Source organism: Dyella telluris (assembly GCF_014297575.1).
Taxonomy (GTDB): Bacteria; Pseudomonadota; Gammaproteobacteria; order Xanthomonadales; family Rhodanobacteraceae; genus Dyella; species Dyella telluris.
In genome coordinates, this window is sequence record NZ_CP060412.1 from 4,589,389 (window position 1) to 4,612,111 (window position 22,723).

At 64.2% G+C, this 22,723-nt stretch carries 1 protein-coding gene (cut by a window edge); it reads right to left on the minus strand.

Features of this window, described 5'->3' with window-relative positions; all coding sequences use genetic code 11:
* Nucleotides 1-22,606: the 5' portion of a tandem-95 repeat protein gene (locus tag H8F01_RS20075; RefSeq protein WP_187056771.1), read on the minus strand. The gene continues 15,668 nt to the left of window position 1, outside the view; only the first 22,606 of its 38,274 coding nucleotides appear in the window; the start codon lies at nucleotides 22,604-22,606; its stop codon lies off the left edge, out of view.
* Nucleotides 22,607-22,723: the final 117 nt, after the last annotated feature.

A 22,723-nucleotide genomic window follows, 5' to 3' on the forward strand; every position in this document is an offset into this window, starting at 1 on the left:
CGGTGCCATCAACATCGGTCGCATCCAGCTGGCCTGACCACGATTGGCCGACGGTGGCGGCGTTCGGGAACGTGTCAGGCACATTGACATCGCGATCGACGACGGTGAAGTCAGGGATGAGGTTTGCCTGCGGCGCGGCATAGACGCCGTGGCCCAGGTCCGCCTTGGCCAGATCGGCCAGGCCACCTGAGCCGCCGCCCGCCGGAAGAATGGTGACGGTCTGGTCGGCGATGGTGGCGCCCACCACGAGCTTGCCACCCATGGATTGCAGCACGGATGTGAGATCGATGATCCACAGACCGGCCTGGTTTCCGCTGCCCTGAAGCGCAGCCGCAATGGCGCCGCCAAAGTACTGGCCCGGATCGAGCACGAGCATCAGCGGGCCATTGAGATCGTCGGAACCCACGTTGGTGATGCTTACGTCGTAGCTGATTGCACCGGTGGTGTGATCGGCGCGCGTGTTGCTGAAGGTGATCTTCAGCTGACTGCTCATGTTGAGCAGCGCAGTGAAGCTGGTGACAGCGTCCTGGCCCATGCGCAATTGCGTGGCGCTGCGCAGGTTGCCGCTGATCACCAACTGGTAATACGCCGCACCCAGCCCACTTACGTCCAGGTAGGCCGTGTGCGTGGCGGCATCCCAGCGCACGCTCCTGGGCGTGAAGCCAGTGGCCCCGCCCAACAGTTTGTAGTTGTTCGGGTTGAGTACGCTCGACGGATCGCTCAGGGCCGCGGCAGCATTGACTCCCAGCCACATGTCCTGGTCGAACTGCACGGCGATCTCGCCCAGCGGCAGCGGCACCAGTGCACCATCGGGCACGCTGGTTGCCAGCACCTTCGGCGCACGCGCCGGTGACAACTCGTCCACATGCTGGCTGCCGGCCACAAGGATGCGACCGTCGCTGGTGGCGAGGATGGCTTCGCCTTGCGTGCCGCCTCCTGCCACCTGCAACACGCGGCGCGAGGCCAGTTCGATCATCCACACCGAGGAGCTGTGCGACACCGTGGTGTTGCCGGCAACGTGCACCTGCTGATTGAGGCCGCCGGATGCCACGAGCAAGCCATCGAGCGGCGTACCCGCTGCACCGAAGGCGATGCTGTTGACCACGCCCTTGATGCGGTATTCGAGTTCTGCACGACCCACCGTGATGCCGCTCATCGGGAAGCTGATGATGTCGGTGGTGCCGTTGGGGTCGGCGGCGGTGATGTTGCTGCCGGTCCAGCGGATGCCCCACAGGCGGCCGTCGGGACCGAAGGCGAGGTCGCCAACGCGCGTGTTGCTGAAGTGCGTCCAGGCCTTGTTGGGGTTGGTTTCGTTCGGATGGAAAATCTCGACACCGTCGCCGTCGGAGACATAGATGTCGCCGGTGCCGGGCTGGATGGCGAGCGCGTGCGTCAGCGGTTGCTGGCCCGGGCCCTGCATGCGGCGCAGCACGGTGCCGCTGTCGATGTCGACCTGCATCAATTCGTTGCCGGTCATCACCCACAGCTGGCCGTACGCATCGACAGCCATGTCGAGCACGGGCTGGTCGAGTGTGAACAGCGGCGTGGTGCTGTGGCCGCCGTCCTTGCCGTAGCGATACACCTCGTTGCGCGATGCGCCCGCGCTCACCAGTACGCTGCCGTCGGCCAGTTGCACCATGGCCATGGCGCCGATGTCGGCGTTGCCCGTGGCAAATCCGTCGGCGAAGCCGCGCGCGGCGAACGGCGCGAGCACGTTCTGCAGGTCGCCCGCGCCGACGCTGGATACCGCACCCGGCAGCATCTGCGTGGCTTGCTGGAACAGATCGTTGCTGTCGTACGAACGGTCCTCGGGTGCCTGTGGCACTTCGGCCGTGGTGTCGACGCCCGGCGTCACGCCCAGACCATCGAGCACCTGCTGCCGTCCGCCGTCGTCGGGCAGCACGGCATTGGCAATCACCGCGGCTTCGCGGTTGCCGGCGTTGTCGGTGGCTGCAGCGAGGAACTCGTAGGTGTGGCCGGCTTCGCCGGTGAACACCGCCTCGTTGGTGGAGGGATCCACCTGACGCTGCCAGATCTTGAAGTCGCCGCCGTCGGTGGCGACATAAACCGTGACGAAGCGGATACCGCTTGCATCGTCCTGGGCATTCCACTTCACATCGAACGTCGGCGCGCCCTGGGCGTTGTTGCCCAGCGAGGTGACGGTGAGCGTGGTGGTCGGCGCCTTCGCGTCCAGCGTCACCTTGACCGTTTCGCTGTCGATCGGCGGCGTCTGGTCGAAGAAGATGCGTGCCTGCGCACTGATGGACGCGCCCGATGCTGCACCTGCGGCAGCGGCCACGGTGAAGCTGACGAAGCCGCCTTGCGGTGTGTTCTGCCCGGTCACCGGCGCAAGCAGGGCGCGTGTGACGTCCTGCATCACTTCGCCGGTGGCCGGATCGATCGCCTGGATCAGCCAGATGGCCGTGCGCGTTTCCACGTCGATACCCGCGCTCACGCGCAGGATGTAACCCTTGCTGCCCGTGAAGTCGAAATCGCCTTGGAAGCTGGCGCGATCGGCCGGCACATGGATGTTGATGTCGCCGATCTTGAGATCGCCCAGACGCAGCGAGCGCGGATCGAGGTTGCTATCCAGTTGCGACACGATGCGGATCTGGCCCACGCCCTGGCCGGTCGGGTTGCTGAAGGCGAATGTGTAGGGCAGGGGTGTGGCGGCCGGCACGTAGACACTGCCATCAGCGGCAGCGCTGGTGCCTTGCGGCCCCTGCACGCTGATGGCGGCGTTTTCCACGCCAGCCTGCTGCGCGACCAGTTGCAGATACTGCGTGAGGTTCAGGGCCTTGCCCGGCAGCGGGTTGAACTTGTCGTCCAGCAGACCCTGCGCACGCAGGTATTCCAGTTCCGACTGACTGCCGACGAAAATCTGGAAGTTCTCGAACTGCAGCGTGCGGCCCACATGCTGGTCGTAGTCGGCAGGATTGGCCAGCGCAGGCACCGGCACTTCCACGTAGTCGCCCTGATCGTCCTGGCGCGTCTCGTAGTGGTCGATGGCACCGGTGGCAGCCTTCGGATCGCCCGCATAGGTGGCGGTGTCGCCGTACCACTGCTGCACCTTGGCGAAGAAGCTGAGGATGTCCGCCTGCGTGCGATAGCTGTCGCCCGCTTTGGACATCAGGATGCCTGCGGCGAGTGTCGCGTTGAGGCTCACCACTTGCGGATTGGTGCTGATCGGCGGCGCCTGGTCGGCCGGCAGCAGCAGGCTCGCACTTTCCAGTGCAGCCAGCCAGCCGTTCACCCACTGCGAGGCATCGGCGGCGAGTGCAATGAGGTTGCTCGGCGCGCTGGCATCGGCCAGCACGGCGTCGCGCAGGCGTAGCGCATAGGCAGTCTGCTCGGCGACGAATTCATCGCGCGTCAGTGCCGTGGCCGCGGCCACCACGTTCATCTGGAACGATTCGGACAACGACTCCAGCTTGGTGAGGATGTCGTCCGGCTCGGTGGAGCGGAAGCGCGCGGCCAGGCCTTGCTGAATCTTGTCCAGGTCGGACACGCCATTGGCCAGCAGGCCCTCGGCCTGCCAATCCGGATGGACCATGTACAGCGCGTCACGCAGACCTTCGAAGTCGCGGTTGATCCACGCGGTCAGGCCGGGATACGTCTGCAGACGGAACGTCATGCCCACGAAGCCGTGCGCTGCCACGTCGAACGCGTAGCCCGGCGCCAGGTTGTAGCCATTGGTGTTGAGCGTGCCGTCCAGCGATGCCCACGGAATATCCGTGCGCGACAGCGACGCGTCGGTCTGGCCGTACGCCTGGTTATTCGCCGGCGAACCGGTGATGTCGCCGAACGGCGAACCGCCGACGTTGCTGCCGAACAGGGCGTAGGGCAGGTTGAGGCCGTCGAGGAGGTACTGGTTGTAGCCCATCTCTACGGCGCCGATGTCGAAGCGCACATACGGCGTGTCGACATTGGTAAGGCTTTGCAGCGAGACGCTGTACGTGGCCGAATCGCCCGGCTCCAGATTGCGCGGGCCGCCGATGCCGATGGTCACGTCATCTTCGATGCCGCGTTCGACCAGATAGCGATCCGCTTCGGTCACGCTCTGGCCGTTGGGATTGATGACGGTGATGTCGTACAGGCCCAGCGGGAAATTGCGCGTGTCGAAAATGGCGCGAATATGCGTGGCGTCCAGCACCTGCCAGCGATCCGGTTCCGCCTCGAACACGCCAGGACGACTCAGCTTGACCAGCGCGCCGGCCTGGAAGGCCGAACCGTAGATGTCAATCGTGACCCAGCGATGATCGTCGTCGCTCACGCCACCGTTGTCCGGCGTGACCTGCGTGATCGACAGCGGCAACAGGTCGGCGCGAATCGTGGCCGGCACGTTCTTGCCGCTGCGCGAACGCACGAGGATGTAGTAATCGCCTGCCTGCGTGCTGGGGATCACTACCTGTTGGTCGGCAGACGACGCATCGCTGTACGAAGCGTCATAGGCATACGTGGTCGGGATGTCACCGTAGCGGATGTACAGCTCGTTGTCGCCGCTGGCGGCGAGTGCATCGAGCATCACGCGCAGCGTCTGGCCAGCCGCAACGCTTATCTTGTACAGCTGCACGTCGCCACTGGAGAGCGTGGTCTGCAACGGACTCGCCATGGCAAGCGTGGGCACCTGCGTCTGGATGGTGGCGGCCGACGCGGTGAGGTTGTTCGCCTCGCCCGGCGCCATCACCAAGCCGGTGGGTCCGTAGCTGATGGTGCCTTCGAACACTTCGTTGTAAAGGTCCGGACGCACGATGATGCGCCAGTTGCCGTCCTTCAGTGGCGGCAGGTTGGCGGTGAGCGTACCGTTATAGCTCGCGCCACCGGCAATGTCGCCGTTGTGCGTGACCTTGCCGAGCAGAATGTCGTCCACGCCCCAGACGTTGTCCATCGACAGGTAGATGGCGTCGGTCCACTGGCCATAGGCGGGGTTGGTGGAGTCGTTGACAACGGAGTACGTCACCGTGACCGACTGGCCGACCGTGGCCTGCGGCGGCACCGTGACGTCGGTGACCTTCAGGTCGGCCGGCGGCGGCGTCTGCACCAGCATGGGCTGCGTCGATGCCAGCGAATTGTTCTGGTCGTTGCCGAACTCCATCACTTTGCCATAGGCGCCCGTGCCGAACGCGCGCGCCGGATCGGTGATGACGAAGACGTAGTACGGGCCATCGAGATCGCGCGGCGCGGTAACCGTAAAGCTGCCGTCGTAGCTGCCGTCCGCGGCGAGGCCGCCGCTGTGTGCGACGTAGCCCAGGTAGCGATCCTGGTTGACGTCGAGGAAACGATCGCGCGAGAGATAGATCAGGTCGTTCCACTGACCCTGGTCGCTCGGCGTGCCGCCACCGGCGTTGGTGACGCTGTAGCCGACGGTGAAGCTCTGTCCGGCGAGCACCGAATCGGGTGCATTCACCTGGCTCACCTGCAGATCCGGCGGCGTCGCCAGGGTAATCGGCAGGGCGATCGAGGCAACGTTGTTGCCTTCGTTCTGGAACTCGAGCACGGCGCCGGGGCCGTCGCCCGTGACCACGTCCAGGCCGTCGCGGATGGAGCTGGGTTCGCTGTACTGCCAATCCTTGACGGTGGAAGTATCGGCCTTGACGATGATGTTGTAGTTGCCGCTGATGGATTGCGGCAGATGGAACGTCGCCGTCATGGTGTACGACTCGCCCGGCTGCAGGAAGTGCGGCTTGCCGTTGGCATCCACCAGCGATACCGACGCCACGCGACCGGGGTTGTTGTACAGCGAGCCTTCGATCAGCGGATCGTCCGTCACGTCGAGCGAGCTATCGTTGGACAGGTACACGCCGTCGTTCCACGACGACACGCGCGTGGCTCGATCGCCACGATTGGTCACCGTCCACGTCACCGTGATCAGGTCGCCCGACTTGGGCGCCGGATTGGAGACTGACACGCTGTCGATCTGCAGGTCCGCTTCGCGATAGGTGATGTCCAGCGGGCCGCCACCCACGTTATTGGTATTGAGCGTGCCTTCGTAGACGGACGTGCCATAGAAACCGAGCGCGGAGTCGTTGAAGCCGCCGCTGTTGATCTCGTCGGCGGCCGCGGCCGGGCGCTGGTCGCTGCGCGTGGCGTCGGTGATCACGTAGATGTAGTACCGCCCATTGGTGCCTGGCGGCAGCTGGACGTTGGCCGTGGTGCTGTAGCTTGCGCCGGCAGCCAGGCCATTGGTGTTCTGATGCTCGAAGCGGCCCAGCAAGGTGGCGCGACTGGCGATGAAGGTGGGGTCGGTGCTGATGAACACCGAATCCAGCCAGCTGGTGGTGGACGGCCATACGGCCGAACCATTGTTCACCACGGTCCAGGTAATGGGCGTAAGTTCGCCCGAATAGTTCTGCGGCTGCGTCACCACCGAACTGACCTGCAGGTCAGCAGGGTGTGCGACGACGGCGGACGCACTGCTGCCGACGTTGTTGGCCTCGTTGACCTCGTTCACCTGGTTGTTGGCGTCGCTCTTGACGATGAGGTACATGCCGGCGACGGACGGCGCCAGCGTCACCGTCTGGTTCACCGTGTACTTCTCGCCGTTGTTGAGCGTGTGGTTCTGCGTGTAGCTGCCGATGGTCCAGATGTGCGTGGCCTTGCTCAGGTCCGCGTTGTCGGCCACGTACACCGTGTCGGTCCACGTGCCGGTGAACAGGTCACCCTGGTTCTGCACCGTATAGCTGAAGCTGACCGGGCCGCCTGCATCCACTGTCACCGGCGCGTTCACCTGCGTCACCGCCAGATCCGGCGGCGTGATGCCGAGGATGGCGATGGGGCGGCCCTGGTAGTTGTTGTTGTCGAACTGGTTCGTATCGCCACCGGCATTGGAGGCGAGCGTGTCCTCGAGAATGGTGCCGTAGGTGTTGGTCCAGACGGTGATGTAGTACTGGCCGCTGAGCATGCTGTCCGGAATGGTGACGTGCGTTTCGCCGAGATAGCTGTCGCCCACGTCGAGGTTGCCGGTGTGCACCACGGTGCCCAGTAGCACGTCGCCCTTGTTGGTGCCGGGGCGCTTGGGATCCTTGGCAAGCCACACGCTGTCGGTCCAGCTGTTGACGTCGGCAGTGGCGCCGCGCGTGGTGGCGCTGCCAAGGTTGGTCACCTGATAGCGCACGTCGATGCTGCTGCCGTGCACAGCCTGGTCGGGCGCGGTCACGTTGCTGGTGACCAGGTCGGCGAACGGCACCGAGTCCACATAGAAGTGGACGGCCTTGGTGTTGTTGGTGTCGTTGGGGTATTCGTCGACGGCGTTGTCCGCATCGGCGACCACGATCAGGTAGGCGTTGCCGCGGAACTGGATCGGGATGTTGATCGTGCCGGTGATGTTGGAGTAGCTCTCCGTGGGCGCCAGCGCGCTGCCGTTGTCGAAGATGCCGAGCAACTGGTCATCGCCGCTCAGCGTGCCGTCCAGCGACAAATACACCTTGTCGCGCCAGTGGCCGCTGGCCGGCACCGAGCCCATATTGGTCACGGTGTACTGGATGCCCACGCTGGTGCCGGCCGTGACGTGGTCGGGCACGGTCACTGCGCCCACCTGGAGGTCCGGGCGACTCTGCAGGCTGATCTGCGTGGCGTCGCTGGCGATCAGGATATTGTTGCTGCCCGCTGCGCCGAACTCGTATACCTGTGCTGCGCCGGCGCTGCCGAGGTTGGCGTTGGTGATTACTTCCAGGCGATACAGGCCCTCGATCTTCGAGGGCAGGCGGAGCTGCTCCGTGCGGGTGTAGCTGATGCCAGGCGGCAGCGTGCGGTCATAGGTGAAGCTGCCCAGCACGATCGCATCGCCCGTGCCGCTCACCGGCACCAGCTTGACCGTGTCGACCCACGGGCCGACCGCATCGGCCTGGCCCTGATTGCTCACCGTCCATGCCACGTCGACCACGCTGCCTTCGACGGCGGCGGCCGGCATGCTAACCGATTGCACCACCAGGTCGGGCGACTTCGCGAGCGTCACGGGAATGGACGCGCTGTGGCCGGTGTCGTCGTTGCCGTAGAGGAATTCGAACGGGCCGCCCGTGCGCACGTTGACGTAGTAGTTGCCCTGGATGCCGTTGGGCAAGGTCACGTCGATGCTGCGCGTATAGGTGTCGCCCACCGCCAGCTGCCCGATGTGGTTGGCCGAGCCGAACTGCGCGATGACGCCGCTGCCGTCCGGGTTGGCGCTCAGCCACACCTGGTCGGACCACTCCGAAGTGTCGGTGATGCCGATGCCGTTGTTGGCGACCGTCCAGCTGATGTGCAAGGGCTGGCCGCTTACAGCGGCGCCCTGAGTGGAGACGGATTGAACCTGCAGATCGGCGTACGGCTTGGGCATCACATCGATGCTGTGATCCAGCTCGACGGTGTCGTTGGCCGTGCTGCCGTTCTGGAATACCTGCTTGGCGGCATCGCTCACCACGAACAGCTTGTATCGGCCGGTGGTACCCGGCGGCAGCATCACGCTCAGTTGGCCGTTGTAGCTCGCACCGGCGCCGAGCGCGCCGTTGTGCAGCACGTCGCCAAGCACGCGGTCGTCGCTGTTGCCGATGATGTCATCGGTGGAAAGGATCACGCGATCCGTCCACTGCGATGTCGTGCCTGCGCCGGTGCCGTTATTGGTGACCGTCCAGCTCACGTTGAGGGTGGCCGGGTCGGCGATCAGCGTGGCGGGCGCCTGCACGGCGCTCACCGCAAGATCGGCATAGGGCGACAGTTGCACCGCAAAGTCCTGCTGCGCGGTGTTGTTGGTGCGCGAGTGATCGTCGATCACGTGGGCGCCGTCGGTGACGACCACGAACTCGTAGTCGCCCTGGGCCGCCAGCGGAATCAATACGTCGGCCGATGCCACATAGCTTCCTCCCGTAGCCAGCGGGCCGTTGTGCGTTATCTCCGCCACCTTCTGCAGCGTGCCGTTGTGCGACAGGAACAGCTGATCGACCCAGCTGCCAGTGGCGACGCCACCGGTGTTGTTCACCGTCCACTGCACGTGCACGGTATTGCCCGACTGCACGAGCGTGGGGCCGGTGACCTGGCTCACCGAGAGATCCGGCTTGGCGACGATCACCGGGGCCGCGCTGCGCGTGTCGTTGTCGGTCTCGCCGTTGCGCTCATACACCGTGTCGTCGGCGTCGGTGCGCACCACCCACGTATACGTGCCCTCGGCAAAGCCGGCCGGCAGGGTGACATTGATCGTGCGGTTGATGCTGCCGCCGGCAATCAGGCCGTCGGTGAAGAACTGGCTCGCGACCTCGATCAGGTTGCCGTTGCCCGCGTCCAGATAGACGCGGTCGCGCCACGCGGATGTCACGTCCGCGTTGCCGGTGTTGTGGGCCACGTAGCTGATGCTGACCGTGTCGCCCGGACGCACGGCCGTCGGTGCGTTGATGTCGGACACGCCGAGATTCGCCGAAGGTGCCAGCGTAATGTGCAGCGGCGCCGCGGTAGCACCCGCGTTGTTGGCGATGTGGCCGTTCTCGTAGACCGTGTTGTTGAGGTTGCTGACGACCAGGATGTAGTAATCGCCCACCAGGTCGCGCGGCAGTGTGAGCGTGGCGCTGGCGGTGTAGGAGTCGCCGTTGGCCAGGATGCCGGCGTGCGTCACCGAACCGGCGAGCACGATGTCATCGGCGGAAGGCACGCCAGTGCGCGACAGCACCACGCGATCGTTCCACAGCGCAAGGTTGGTCGGTGCGTTGCCGGTGTTGTTCACCGTCCAGGTGACAAGCACGTTCTCGCCGCTTTGCGCGGATTGCGGCGCGGTGACGGACACCACGCCAAGATCGGCATAAGCCGCCGCCACGTCGATGGCCTTGCCTGCGCTGGCGTTGTTGCCGCGCGTATCGGGCTCAAGCACTTCGCCATCGGCATCGCTGCGCACGGCGATGTAGTAACGACCGTCGGGCAGGGTGGGCAGGTTCACTGTGGCGGTCTGGCTGTAACTGCCATTGACAGCCAATGCGCCGGAGTGACGAACCATGCCGATCACGATGTCATCGCCGTTGCCGATGATGTTGTCGGTGCTGAGGATGATGTCGTCGTTCCAGGCGTCGCCGGTAGCCGCCTGGCCGTGATTGGCGACGGTCCACGTCACGGTCACCGGCTGGCCGCCGATACCGGTGGCGGGCACGGTGGTGCTGTCCACGCGCAAGTCGGCATACGGCACGGCCGCGGACACCGTGGTGGTGTTGGCGGTGTTGTTGGTTTCCGCGTCGTGCGTAAGGTTGGTTTCGAACAGCACGCCCATGCCGGCCGCGTTCTGGTCGGCGGCGACGGTAATGACCAGGTTGCCCGCGCCGGCCAAGCCGTCGGGCAGGCGGAACGTGATGGTGCGCGAGCGATGATCGCCCGCACCGATGGCGCCGTTCAGTGCACCGTTGGTGATGGCTGCCGGATCGTAGAGCAGCGTGGTGTCGACCAGCGTCTGGCCGTTGTCGGCACGCTTGACCGTGATGCGATCGCTGAAGGCGGCGCCCGTGGCGCTGGCACCGAGGTTCCAGTCTTCCCAGGTGATGGTGACGAGACCGCCGGCCTGCACATTGCTGCTGGCCACCTGCAGGTTCTGCACGAGCAGGTCAGGGCCCACGGCGACGTCGATTTCCGCCGTGTTGTTGCTTTCGCCGGTGCCTTGGCTGTTTGCCTCGGGAATTTCGCCGAGGCTGTCGGCAATCACGCGTATGGCGAAGTTGCCCGAGGCGTCGATGCCCGTGGGCCAGGTGAAGCTCGCCGTGCGCTGGCGCGTGCCACCGGCGGCAAAGGCGCCGCTCTCGAGCAGGTCGCGCAGCGCAACCGTGGCGACCACCTTGCCAGTGGACAGGTTGCGGATTTCCAGCGTTTCGGTCCACGGCGTGTCGAGGTCGATGTTGCCCTCGTTGGCAACGGTCCAGCTGGCCTGCACGGTCTGGCCCGGCTGATACGAGCCGGCCGGTTGCAACGCGAAGTTGGAGACGACCAGATCGGCATAGGGCGACAGCGTCACCGTCGCGTTGATGCTTCCGCTGTTGTTGCTTTCGCCATTGCCGGCGGTATTGCTTTCCTTGATGACGTTGTCCGAATCGGTGAGCACCGTGATGGTGATGTCACCCGCGGCATAGGCACCATCCGGCAGACGGATCTGCACGTGACGCGTGCGCGAATCGCCCACGGCGATGCTGCCATTGGCTGCGTCGGCAGCGTTGTAGGGCACGGTGACATCGGCCAGGATCACGCCGGTGGCACTGTTGCGGATGACGATGCGGTCGTTCCAGTTGCCGCTGGTGGGCAGCAGGCCCTGGTTGGCTACCGTCCACTGCACATCGACGGTCTGGCCCGTCTGCAGGGTGCCTGCGGGCGACACCGCCACGCCGCTGACGGTGAGGTCCGGCGAGGGATTCACCACCAGCGTGTCGAGCACCACCGTCGGCGGCTGCGGCACCTTGGTGACGTTGAAGGTGACGTTGGCCGGCGTGTTGCTGCTGGCGTAGGCATCGGGAAAGCCGAAGATCAGCGTGTAGCGACCGCCTACCAGCAGCGTGCCGAGGTCAAGCCCGGTGCCGTTGTACGTGTAGTCATACGACGAGCCGTTCCAGTTGGCGTTCACGCCACCCACGGACGTGTTGTAGATCATTCGTCCTGACGGATCGAGCACCATCCACAGCGGCGTGGTCGTGGCGCCATTCGGTTCGGGCGTGGACAGGGCGTCGATGTAGTAATGACTGCCTGCCTGCACGTCGAAGGTGAACACCTGCTCGGTGCGCATCGAATCCAGTGCGGTGGTGACGGGCGTGCCTACCGTGACGGGCGTGGCCGCTCCCGGCGATATGACGCGGAAGCTGTACGGCGGCGCCGTGGTGCCGTTGGTGTAGACGGTGAGTCGATAGTCGCCGGCCGCGAGAAATACCGCACCGTCATAGGTGTAATTGCCGGTGTTCATGGCCCGGTCGAACACCGTGCCGTTGCTGCCTACCAGGCGCCAGCTCGCGCCATTGGCGGCCCCCAGATTGTCGAACGCATACATGCCGTCACTGTCGACGTGCAGCCAGTAGTTCACTGGGATCAGCGACGTCGGAAGCGCGCCGTTCACCGTGCTGTTGATCGGCAACGCGGCGGGGTTGGTGTCCACCGCGAAATTGCAGGTGACCACATTGGTCGGCACGTAGCCTCGGTCAGTCACTACCAGATGGTAAATGCCGGCATCGAGCGTCAGTGAGCCCGACGGGCTGCTCATTAAACCGGAGCCCAGCACGCGCCCGTAGGCGTCCACCAGATTCCAGTTGAGATACGAGGAGTAGCTCGTGTTGGTAACCGGTGAGAACGTGAAGTGGCCCGGCTGCGCCAGCGTGAACGTATAGGCTTGCGCGCCGCGCTGTACGTTGTAGGCAAGCGTGGTGGGTGTATCCGCCTGCAGCGTCTGCGCGCTCGAGAGATCCAGCAGACTGAAGGAGAGCGTGCGGCCATCCGAGCCGTACAGGTCCACCAACTTCAAGCGATAGCTGCCCGGTTGCGACAGCGTCATGCCGAATGACGAATTGCCCGGCGTCATGCTGTAGACCAGCGCGCCCTGTGCGTCGTAGAGCTCCACGCGGGCGTACGGGTTGCTGTTGGCGATGGCGTCGAACCACAGCGTGGTCGGTGCGCTCACATCCACCAGATAGCTCGCGCTGCCGCTATGGAACGTGGCGACGGTGGGCGTGTTGAGAGCCAGCGACGGCAGTTCGCTGCTTACCGTTACGCTGAAACGGTAGTTGAGCGTGCTGCCCTGGGCATCGCCATTGGTGTCGCGGACAAGGTAGTACACGCCGGTGCGCGGCAGGTTCGCGATCGTGTTGGCGCCCTGGAACTGGTTCAACAGGTGTCCGAACTGATCGTAGAGCGCCCAGCCGAAACTCGCGTCGGTGCTGTTGAGCGAGAGGTTGTCACCCGCGGCGGCGACGAAGCGGTAGACCTCGTTCGTTCCCGATGTATCGGTACCCGAAACCACTGAGCCGTCCAGCGGCAGTTCCGGTGCATCGTCCAAGGTGAGCAGGCGCAGGCGAGCATCGGCGAATCCATACGGGATGGAGTCGATGCGCAGTTCGTAGTCACCGGCGGCCAGTGCGATCGCATCGTTGAATTGATTGCCGCTGGCCGAGCCGCTGGCCACGACTTGCCCGTTCTGCACGATGCTCCAGTTGGCCCAGGTGCTATACGCGATGTAGCCGGCGTCCAGCATCACGTGCGTGTTCTGGTCCAGATGGAAGGCGTAGCTCGTCGGCTGGTTGGGATTGATCCAGTCGCCCAGCTCAATGGATGGGCTGCGCAGTTCGAGCTGGAATGGCACCGGCTCGTTGGAGTCGTTTCCGGTGACTTCCAGCACCAGCAGATAAGGACCGCCTTCGGCGCTGGTCGACGTCGTCGTCCGGTCAGCCAGTGAGCCAAAAGCGATGCGGTTGCCGTTGTTGTCGTACAGGCTCCACTGGCCGACGAGGCCGGTGGAACTGCTTGTTCCAAATACAATCTGCTGACCGGTTTCGCCACTGAACTGGTAGACCCTAGTGTCGCCCGGCACCAGCGTGTCCTCAAGCGGCTGGTTGAGCACCAGGGTGGAGGACGCGGTCGCGTCCCTTACGGTCAGCGAGATTTCACCGGTGTCGTCCGTCTCGGGACGCAGGCTGAAGGTGTACGTTCCCGGATCAAGCCAGATCATCGTTGGCGTGTTGTCGCCCGGGTACACCGTACCCCAGCCCATGTACACGTCGTCCTGGTTGATCTGCCACACATAGCTGGTGCCGTTGACCGACTGCGCGTCGATCAGCACGGCGGTGCGTTCGGTCACGGTGAGGCTGTACAGGTGAGACGTCGACGGGCCGGACGTATCCAGTGTCATCGTCTGGTTGAGCTGCACCGCGCCGTCGAGCGGCTGTGGTGTGGTGCGCAACCTGAGGCCGAAGCTTTGCGTGTCATGCGCATCGCCCGTGCGGACCATCACCAGGTAATAGTCGCCATCGGCCGGGAACGCCGGCAGGTATTCGCTCACCGGTTCCCAGTCGCTGTAGAGCGAATTGCCGTTGGCGTCGTAGACGTTCCACCACGCGTCTTCGCCGGTGCCGTCCTGACCCACGTAATACAGGCGATCGCCCGCTTGCCCGTGGAAGTGGTAGGCCACCATGCCATCGGGCGCCAGCTGTGCGGACACCGGCGTGTCGGGTGCCAGTTCCGTTGCGTTCTCCATGCTCATGGTTTGCAGCGAGTACGCCGCACCGGGCGCCGTGCCATCATCGACTTCGCCACTCTCCACGTTGTCGCCGGTGATGACGATGCGATACGCACCGGTGCCCAGGTACTCCACGAAGCTGTTGCTGTCGTCCAGCGAGATGCTGTTGTTGGCATCGAGCCACAGCACGGCGTGCGCATGCTGGTCCAGCGAACGGAAATTCAGCGTCACCAGCTGATCGTGGTCAACGCTGAGCACGTAGGTGCGCGTGCCGCCCGCGGAAAGGAAACTATCGCTGACGTACTGGCCCACGGGCAGTGGTGTCGGCGCGGCGAGATGCAGCGCCGGCTGGCCGTCGGGCGTGTTGCCGCTCTGGCGGATGGCGATGTACCAGATGCCATCGCTATCGACGTGCAGCGCATCGTTCCAGTCGTTGCTGCCGATCCAGGTGCTTTCTAGTTGCTGGAAGCTGGCGTCGTAGATGGCGAAGTTGACGCCCGCCCAGCCGCTGAGCAGGTAATCCTGCCCGGCCTTGACGTGGATGGCGTAAACACCAGGATTTGCGGGAATGTCGTTCTGTGCCTGCGCCGTATCGTCAAGCGACACCGGGCCACCCGCCGTGAAATTCAGTGTGACCGGCGACGCGTAGGACGTTTCGAAATCCAGCGTGTAGTCGCCCGGCGTGAGGAAGATGTAATCACCCTCGACGTCGCTGTAGACATAACCGTTGCCCAATTCGCCACTCGCGTCGCGCAGCGTCCAGTTCACGCCGTTGTCCGCGCTTGCCGCCACGCTGAAGAGCGTTGGCTGATCCAGGTGGAATGTGTAGCGCAGCGGCGTATCTGAGGAGAGCGTCACCGTCGTGGACGGCCCCACGGGCAGTGGCGCCACGGTGGGCTGCGCACTGGCGTTGTGGTTCACCAGGGTCGTGCCGAATGTGAAGGTCGCCGCCGTGCTGGCTTCAGTCAGCACCAGGGTGTAATTGCCCGCCAGGGACAGGGAGATCTGCACCGAGCCCTGGCCGCTGTAAATGCTGCCGCTGTAAGCGCGGTAGCCATCCGGATCGACGATGTACCACCATGCGTTGGCGACCGACGGATTCGTATACGTCAGCGTAAGTACGTCGCCGGGCTGCGCGTCGATGTGACGAACCTGGTGGTCGTCGTAGTCGGTGAGTGACAGGTCCACATCGGTGCCGTAGCTGATGGCCGCGGCTTGGTTAAGGTCGATCAGTCGCAGGCTGCCGGTGAGTGCGTCGCTGCTCGCCGCCACCATCGCCGCTGCTACGGATTCGCCACCGGAGGAGACAGGGTTGCTGGTCAGGCGCAGCGTGTAATGCCCAGCCTGCAGGCGCAGCACGTTGTCGCCAAGGTTGTTCAGCCACGCGTTGTTGATCACCGCATTGCCGTAATCATCCACCATGGTGGCGTAGATGTTCTCGCCATCGATGCCCGCGGAGGTCAGCAGGAACTGGCCTGCCGAGGCAAGGTTGATGTCGTAGTCCGTGCAATACGCGGTGGACGCGTCCAGGTTGAAGGCGGTGTCCTGGTCGGCACTGAGCGTCTGGCGCGGCACGGCCACCGGCGAGGCGTGCAAAGTAAAGCTGGCGTCCGCGCTGTTGCTGCTCGTGCGGTAGACGATCAACACGTAGTTGTCGTTCTGGAGCAACAAGGGATCGATGTCGCCGTCGGCGGACGACGCCACCATGCCACCCCACTGCGAGTAGAGCGCCCAGCCCAGGCTTTCGCTGGCGTCGCTGATGCCCAGGTTAAGCGGCGTGTTGCCATCGGGATAGAACGACCACGCCATCGAGCTCTGGCCGGCCGGCAGCGTTATGGGGCCATCCGCGTTGGGCAGTTCATTGGACGCGTCCGCCACGGCATAGCTGTATGCCACGTCCGTGTCGTTGCTGTAGATGCGGATCTCGTAATTGCCCGGTGGCACGCTGAGCGCGCGGCCGTCGTTGCCCGAGCTGTACTGGCTGCCATCCCGGTAGATCTCGAACCAGGTATTGCGATTCGTCCCCAGGTCGGCGATGGCGAACGTGCCGCCCTGCGGAAGGTTAAGCGCGTATACCTGCGGTCGAGACGTGTCCTCGCCGCTGTTACCTTGGATGACGTCGCCCAGCTGCACCGTAGGCCACTGGTAGGGCGTGACCGTGACGTGGACATTCGCCGCCACATCGTCCGGGAACTGGCCCGTCAACAGCAGGGTGTAAGTGCCGGCGGGCACCGTGTCGACGTCGTAGTCGTCCGCGCTCTCATTGCTGTAGACCGTATCGCCATTGCTGTCCATCAAGGCCCAGCGAAGGTTCGAGGTGTCGTCGATGCCGAACGTTACGTGCAACGGGCCGCCCTGGTTAAGTTGCACCTGATACGCCGCCATGCCATTGCCGACCGGGAGCGTGACATCGGCGCCACCGGCAGAAAGCACCGATGCCTGGTTCAATGCGAGCCACTGCAGTGCAAATTGACTGCCCTCATCGCCGTTGAACCACACGACGTAGGAGCCCGCATGCAGCAGTTCGCGGAACGGCGAACCGCTTTCGTAGTTCTCCTGCGAAATTTCACTCGGCGTCACGCGCGAGAAATCGGGTGTTTCGCCCACCGGGGCAATGCCCCAATTCACCCAGTTGTCGCTGCCGATGTCATGGAACTGGACGTACGTATCCTGTGTAAGGTCGATACGCCAGGCGATCAGGTCATCGGTGCTGTCGAACGTGCCGCTCAGCGTGTCGCCGGGCTGCGTGTTCGGCATGGCCTGCGGAATCAGCGTCATGGTGGCGTTGGCCGCTGCGCTCGCGTTCGTGCGCGAGATCAGCAGGAAGTTGCCCGAGGGCCACAGCGTGTGCGTCACCCGCGGATCGTCATGCGAGGTGCCTGCATCGATCACGTTGCCGTTGGCGTCGTACAACGTCCAGGACAAGTCGTCGCCGCTCAGTTGCGCTTGGAGTGCCGTCGGCTGGCCGGGATCGACCCGGAACAGCTCCGCATACTGGCCGATGGCCATGGGTATGCCGTAGCTGCCGTTGGTGGAAAGGGGCGTGGCGGTGGTGGTGTCGATCGTCTGGTAGGCGTAGGTGGCGTCGTCCTGCGTTGCCTCGATAGTGAGAACGTAGTCGCCCGCCGAAGGCAGATATCCGTATGGCGCGCCACCTTCCGTGACGTCGTTCCACGGGGCGCTGCCATCGCTATTGGCGGGGCTCAAGCTCCAGTGCACGCCGTGCGATCCGAGATCGGTCAGCAAGGTCGCCACGCTCAGCGCCTGGTCGAAGCCGATGGTGAGCTGATAGCTCACGCTGTCGCCCGCATGAGCGAGGCTGCCGCTGAACGCAGCGCCCCAGGCCAGCGGCGCCGTCGCCGAGGCGTACGACTGCGTGGCGACCAGCGTGTAGGTCTCGGCGGAGCCGCCATCGATCACCACGAAGCAGGCGTTGCCGCTGCGCAGCCCTTGTTCCAGTGTGGTCTGTGCAAGGCTGCCGTTGCTGCTGGCGAGCAAGTTGCCATTGGCATCGTAGACGCGGATGGCAGCACCACCGGCACCGGCGGCAGACACCTGCAGCGCCAGCGCCGCGTTGTCCTGCGTTGCCGAAATGGCCCACGTTTGCGCGTGTGCGTCGTTGATCTGCGAAGTCGTCGCCTGACCCAGCGGCATCGAAGCGGATTGAGCAAGGTCGATCACGCGCAAGCCATAGCCGCCCAGCGCAGCCGCCGAGCCGGCGCTGATTTCCAGCGTGTAGATGCCCGCGCCCACTCGCACGGGCGAAAGCGCATCGAGCGAACCGGTCTTCACGACCGTCCCGTCTGCGGCACGCAGGGTCCAGTTGAGGCCGCTGCCGGCCAGCTGATCGAACATCAGCAACGCAGGGCCGTTGCACACCACTTGGTACTGGTCCGGCACGCCGGTCGTGGTGAGTTGACCGCTGATGTCAGTGCCCAGGGAAACCGTGCTGTGCACGGGCGTGATCACCGCGGTGTCGCAACCGATGGACATCGTGCTGGTGTTCGCCTGGTCGCCATCGATCACCACGCGGTAGCTGCCCGCATGCGGCAAGGCCAGTGCGATATCGTCACCCGCGTGCAGCGGAGTCGATGCCAGCACTTGCACGCCATGGGCGTCGTAGACGCGAATGCGCGCCAGGCCACCATCGACGGTGGAAGCATGCAAGCGCAGATAGTCGCCTGCCTGTGCGTCCACGGCGTAGGCGGCGCTGCTGCCGCCCGGGCTCAGGCTGATGGATTGCGCGTTGCCCAGGGGCAGGGCGGGTACGCTCGCGAAATCGATCAACTGGAACGCGAAGTCACCCAGTGCGCCAGCGTCCGGGCTGATGGTGAGGTGGTACTTCCCGATGGCGGCCAGCGCGATCGGCTCGCCTTGCGGGCGGCCGAATGTACTAGCCAGCGTGCGGCGGGAGATGATGCTGCCGTTGGGGCCGGTCAGTTCCCACTCGATGTCGCTGCGCGAGGTGATGGCGTCGAACAGCACCTGCGTGGATGCGCCGATATCGAAATCGTAGGTGTAGCGCTGCCCCGGCGACGCAATGGTGTCGGTAGTCACCGCTCCGGCGACCAGCGTGCGCGACACAGTGACGATGTGGCGCAAGGTGTAGGTCAGCGTGCCATCGGGATAGCCCGAGTATGTCGGCGTCCACACCACCGCGTAGTCGCCCGCGACCAGGTGAAGTGAGGGTGCTGGGTTGAAGGTGTTGCCTTGCGCAATCAACTTGCCTTGCGCACTGACGATGCGCCAGGTGCCGTAGACGCTGCCGGAGGGAACGTCGAGGGTGTAGTCGCCGTCGGCGGGTACGCTGAAATGATTCGTGGATGCGCTGAAGTCCTGATGGATCACGACTTGCGTCGGCTGATCCACCGCCAGCGGCGCCATGTTCGCAAGACTCTGCAGCGCGAAAGAGAACGCGCCGGTCTGCAGGTCGGTGCGCGACACCGTCAGCACGTAGTTTCCGGCCGGCAGCGCCAGCATGTTGGCGTTGTTGCCGAAGCCCGACTGGGTGACTTCCGCACCGCGCGGACCGACCAGTGTCCAATAAAGGCCGCTCACCGTCGGGCTGTTCATCATCACGGACGTGGGCGCATCCAGTGTGAAGCTGTAACTGACGGTCTGGCCTGGCTGGCTGATATTGCCGCTGATGGCACTATCCAGCGCGAGAGCCGAGGCGGTAGTGCCACGCTTGCCCAGCGTGAAATGCACCGACTCCGTGATGGCTGGCGTGATGGAATTGCCGGCCGGCGAGAGAATCAGCAGGTATTCGCCGGTCAGGTTGGCCGGGATGTCGATGGTGTCGTAGTAGTAGGCGTAGCCGGAGGACACCGACGTGCCGTGCGGATCCACGATTTGCCAGTAAGCGTTGAAGCTGGGGTTGCTCTTGTCACCCGAGAAATAGAAGTGATCGCCGGCCGTGGCATTGAAACGGAAGATGGTGGTCTGGTCGGAGGTCAACGTGGCCTGCGTGGTCGTGCCGAGCACCACGTCCTGCGCTGCATTGCGATCGAGCAGGCGAAACTGCACGTTCGCCGGCGTGTCGTTGGTATTGCGCAGGATCAGCGTGTACTGGCCAGCCGCCAGGTACTGATTTTCGCCTTGATCGTTGCCGAACGAATTCCAGCCGTAGCTGACGCCATTGCTGTTGCGGAACTGCCACTGCAGGTTGCTGTTGACGCCGTTGGCGCTGATCAGCGAATCGAAACTGACGACCTGCGCCGCATCCAGCGTAAAGGTGTATTGAGCGATGCTCTGGCGGCCCACAAGGCTTGCCGAAGCCAGATCGTTGATGGCGATGGATGCCTTGCTGACGCTCACCTGGCTGAGCGTGAAAGTATCCGTACCCGAGGCGTAGCTGGAGTACGCGTAGCCCATGTCGAGCAGGGTGTAGACGCCATCGACGGGTAGCGTGAATACCGTACCTGGCGTATCGCCGGACACGCCATTGATCACCTGGCCCTGCGGGCCGACCAGCTGCCAGGTGGGCGAATAGCCGCCCGACGTGCGATCCACGTTGAGCACCAGTTGCGTGCCGGCGCTGCCTTGCACGCGATAACCCACGGTGGATCGATCGGGCGTGCGCGTGGCGACCGTGGACTGGCTAAGCTGCAAAGTGGGAAGCGTGGTGGCATCGGTGACGCGGAAAGCGTACGCGCCGTTGCCGTTGTAATTGCCTGAGGAACTTGCACCCTGCAGCGTCAGCGCGTACGTGCCAGGCGGCAACGAGAGCAGGCTGTGCGTGATGTACATGGTGCTCGCGCTGAACTCGGTGCCACGAGGGCCGACGAGCGTCCAGACGACGTTGCTCGAATTCTCGCCATCGAACAGCAACTGCGTCGTGCTGTTCAACGTGAAGTTGTAGGTCTTGGTGGCGTTCCACGCGGCCAGCGTGCCCGCGGTAACGCTGCCCAGTGCGAGCGTATCGCCGGAGGGCACGGCGGTTGGTGGCGTATTGCCCAGGTTGTCCATGCGACCCTGATAGGTCACGGGTGTGCCGTTGCTGATCGCGCCTTCAACAATCAGCGTGTAGTTGCCGGTGATCGACAAGGTCACTGCGCCACTGTCGCTGGACAACGACGAAGGACCGGCCACGCTGCGACCGTACATGTCCACCAAACGCCACGTGCCCGAGCCGCCAGTGACGCCCAGCGCCTTGAACTTCACGCTGTCGCCCGCGTTTGCGCTGAACTGGTAAACCGCGCTGCTGTTGCCGGGCGTCAACGTGCCGCCGAAGGCGGTGCCCTGCGTGGTGGTGGAGGCGGTAGACAAATCAACGATATTGAAACCGAACGCGCCCGTGGCCGCGCCCGAACCTTGCACGACGATCGTGTAGTCGCCAGCGGGCAATGCTTGCACGCTATACGTGCTGCCATCGGAATTGCTGAAGCTGCGACGATTCACTTCGACGCCGCGCGGACCCGTCAACGTCCACAGCATGTCGCTGCGGTTGCTCAGCGAATCGAACGCCAGCTGCGTACTGGCGGCCAGATGGAAGGTGTAAACGAGCGACTGGCCGGCCTGGTTGATCGAACCGTTGACGGGTGCGCCCAGCGTCAGTGCACTGGTGATGTCAGGCACGGCGTTGAGCTGGAATTTGTAGCTCACGGTAGCGGTGGACGTGTTGGAGTCCGAGCCGTCCATCACCAGCCAGTAATCACCGGTGACCGGAGCGGTAAATGGATCGCTGCTGGAACCCAGCGTGTTGCCGGTGATGCGATTGCCATACGGATCCAGCAACCGCCAGCTTACCGAGCCGCCCGTGGCGGTCTGGCCACTCATGTACAGCTTCTGGCCCTGCGTGAGCGATACCTTGTACAAGCGCGAGCCGTTGGCGGCATCGAGCGTGTCCGATATGGCGCTGCCTGTTTGCAGCGGCGTTGACGAGGCATCGGTGAGCAGGCGGAAGGCATAGTTGCCGGTGACGCCGCTATCGACGTTCACCGCCAACGTATAGTCGCCAGCCACCAGCGCCATCGCGTTGGTGTAGTCGGACGAGTTGGTCTGATGCTGGCTCACCACCTGCCCAAGCGGGCCGGTGAGCGACCAATTGAAGTTGCCGCCAGTGAGCTTGTCGAACAACACCGACGTGTTGTCGTCCAGGCTGAAATGGTAGTAAGCCGTCTGGCCCGACTGCGTGATGCCAACATTGGTCGTCTGGTCCAGCGTCAACGACTGTTGGGAGTTGTTCACCGGCTGCAAGGTGAAGTTGTAAGTCACCGGTGCGGTGTTGCTCTGCGCGCCTTCCACCAGCAGCAGATATTGGCCGCTGTATTTCAGCGCGAACGTGTTCGCGTCGTAATTGAGGTTGCTCGCGCTGGTTTCCTGGCGACCGTACGGATCGATCAGGCGCCAGTACACGGAGTTTCCGGCGGTGGACTGCGTGCCTCCCGCCTTGAAGTAGAACTGCTGTCCGGCCGTGCCATCGAAGCGATAGACGCTGGTCTCGTTGCCCTGCACCAGCGTGTCGGTGACCTTGGTGTCCGGCGTGAGATCGGCCGCCGTGCTGGCATCGACAATGCGCATGCCATAGCTGCCGGTGGAGTCGTTGCTGCCGCTCACCGTCAGCGTATAGGTGCCGGCGGTCAAGTCGTAGGCAGAGCTGTTGTAGCCGCCGGCATCGTCGGAAAAGCTGCGATTGACCACCGTGCCGTTGGGGCCGCTGAGCTGCCAGCTCAGGTCGCTGCGATTGGTCAGGCTGTCGAAGACAACGCGCTTGTCGTCCTGCACCGTGAATTGATAGTGGTTCTGTTGCCCAGGCGCGTCGAGGCTGCCATTGATGGAAATGGCAGCGGGATTGACGTCGCCCGAAAGCAGCACGCGCGGTTCCAGCGCCTCGAAGCGGATGGCAGGCAACTCGTGCGATGACGATTCCGCTGCCTGGGCGTCCAGCTGTTCGTCGCGATCCGTCGCGTGCTGGGCGGGGGAGACCTTGCCGTTGGCGTTGCCGTGCGACTGTTCCATGGTGTCCTCGATTTTGGGTTGGCGCGCGTGCGGGACGCGGTATCGCCATCAGTGAAAATGGTGGTGGCCTGCGAATGGGTGTGACGCGTCGGACAGGGTGCGGCGCGAACGCCGATG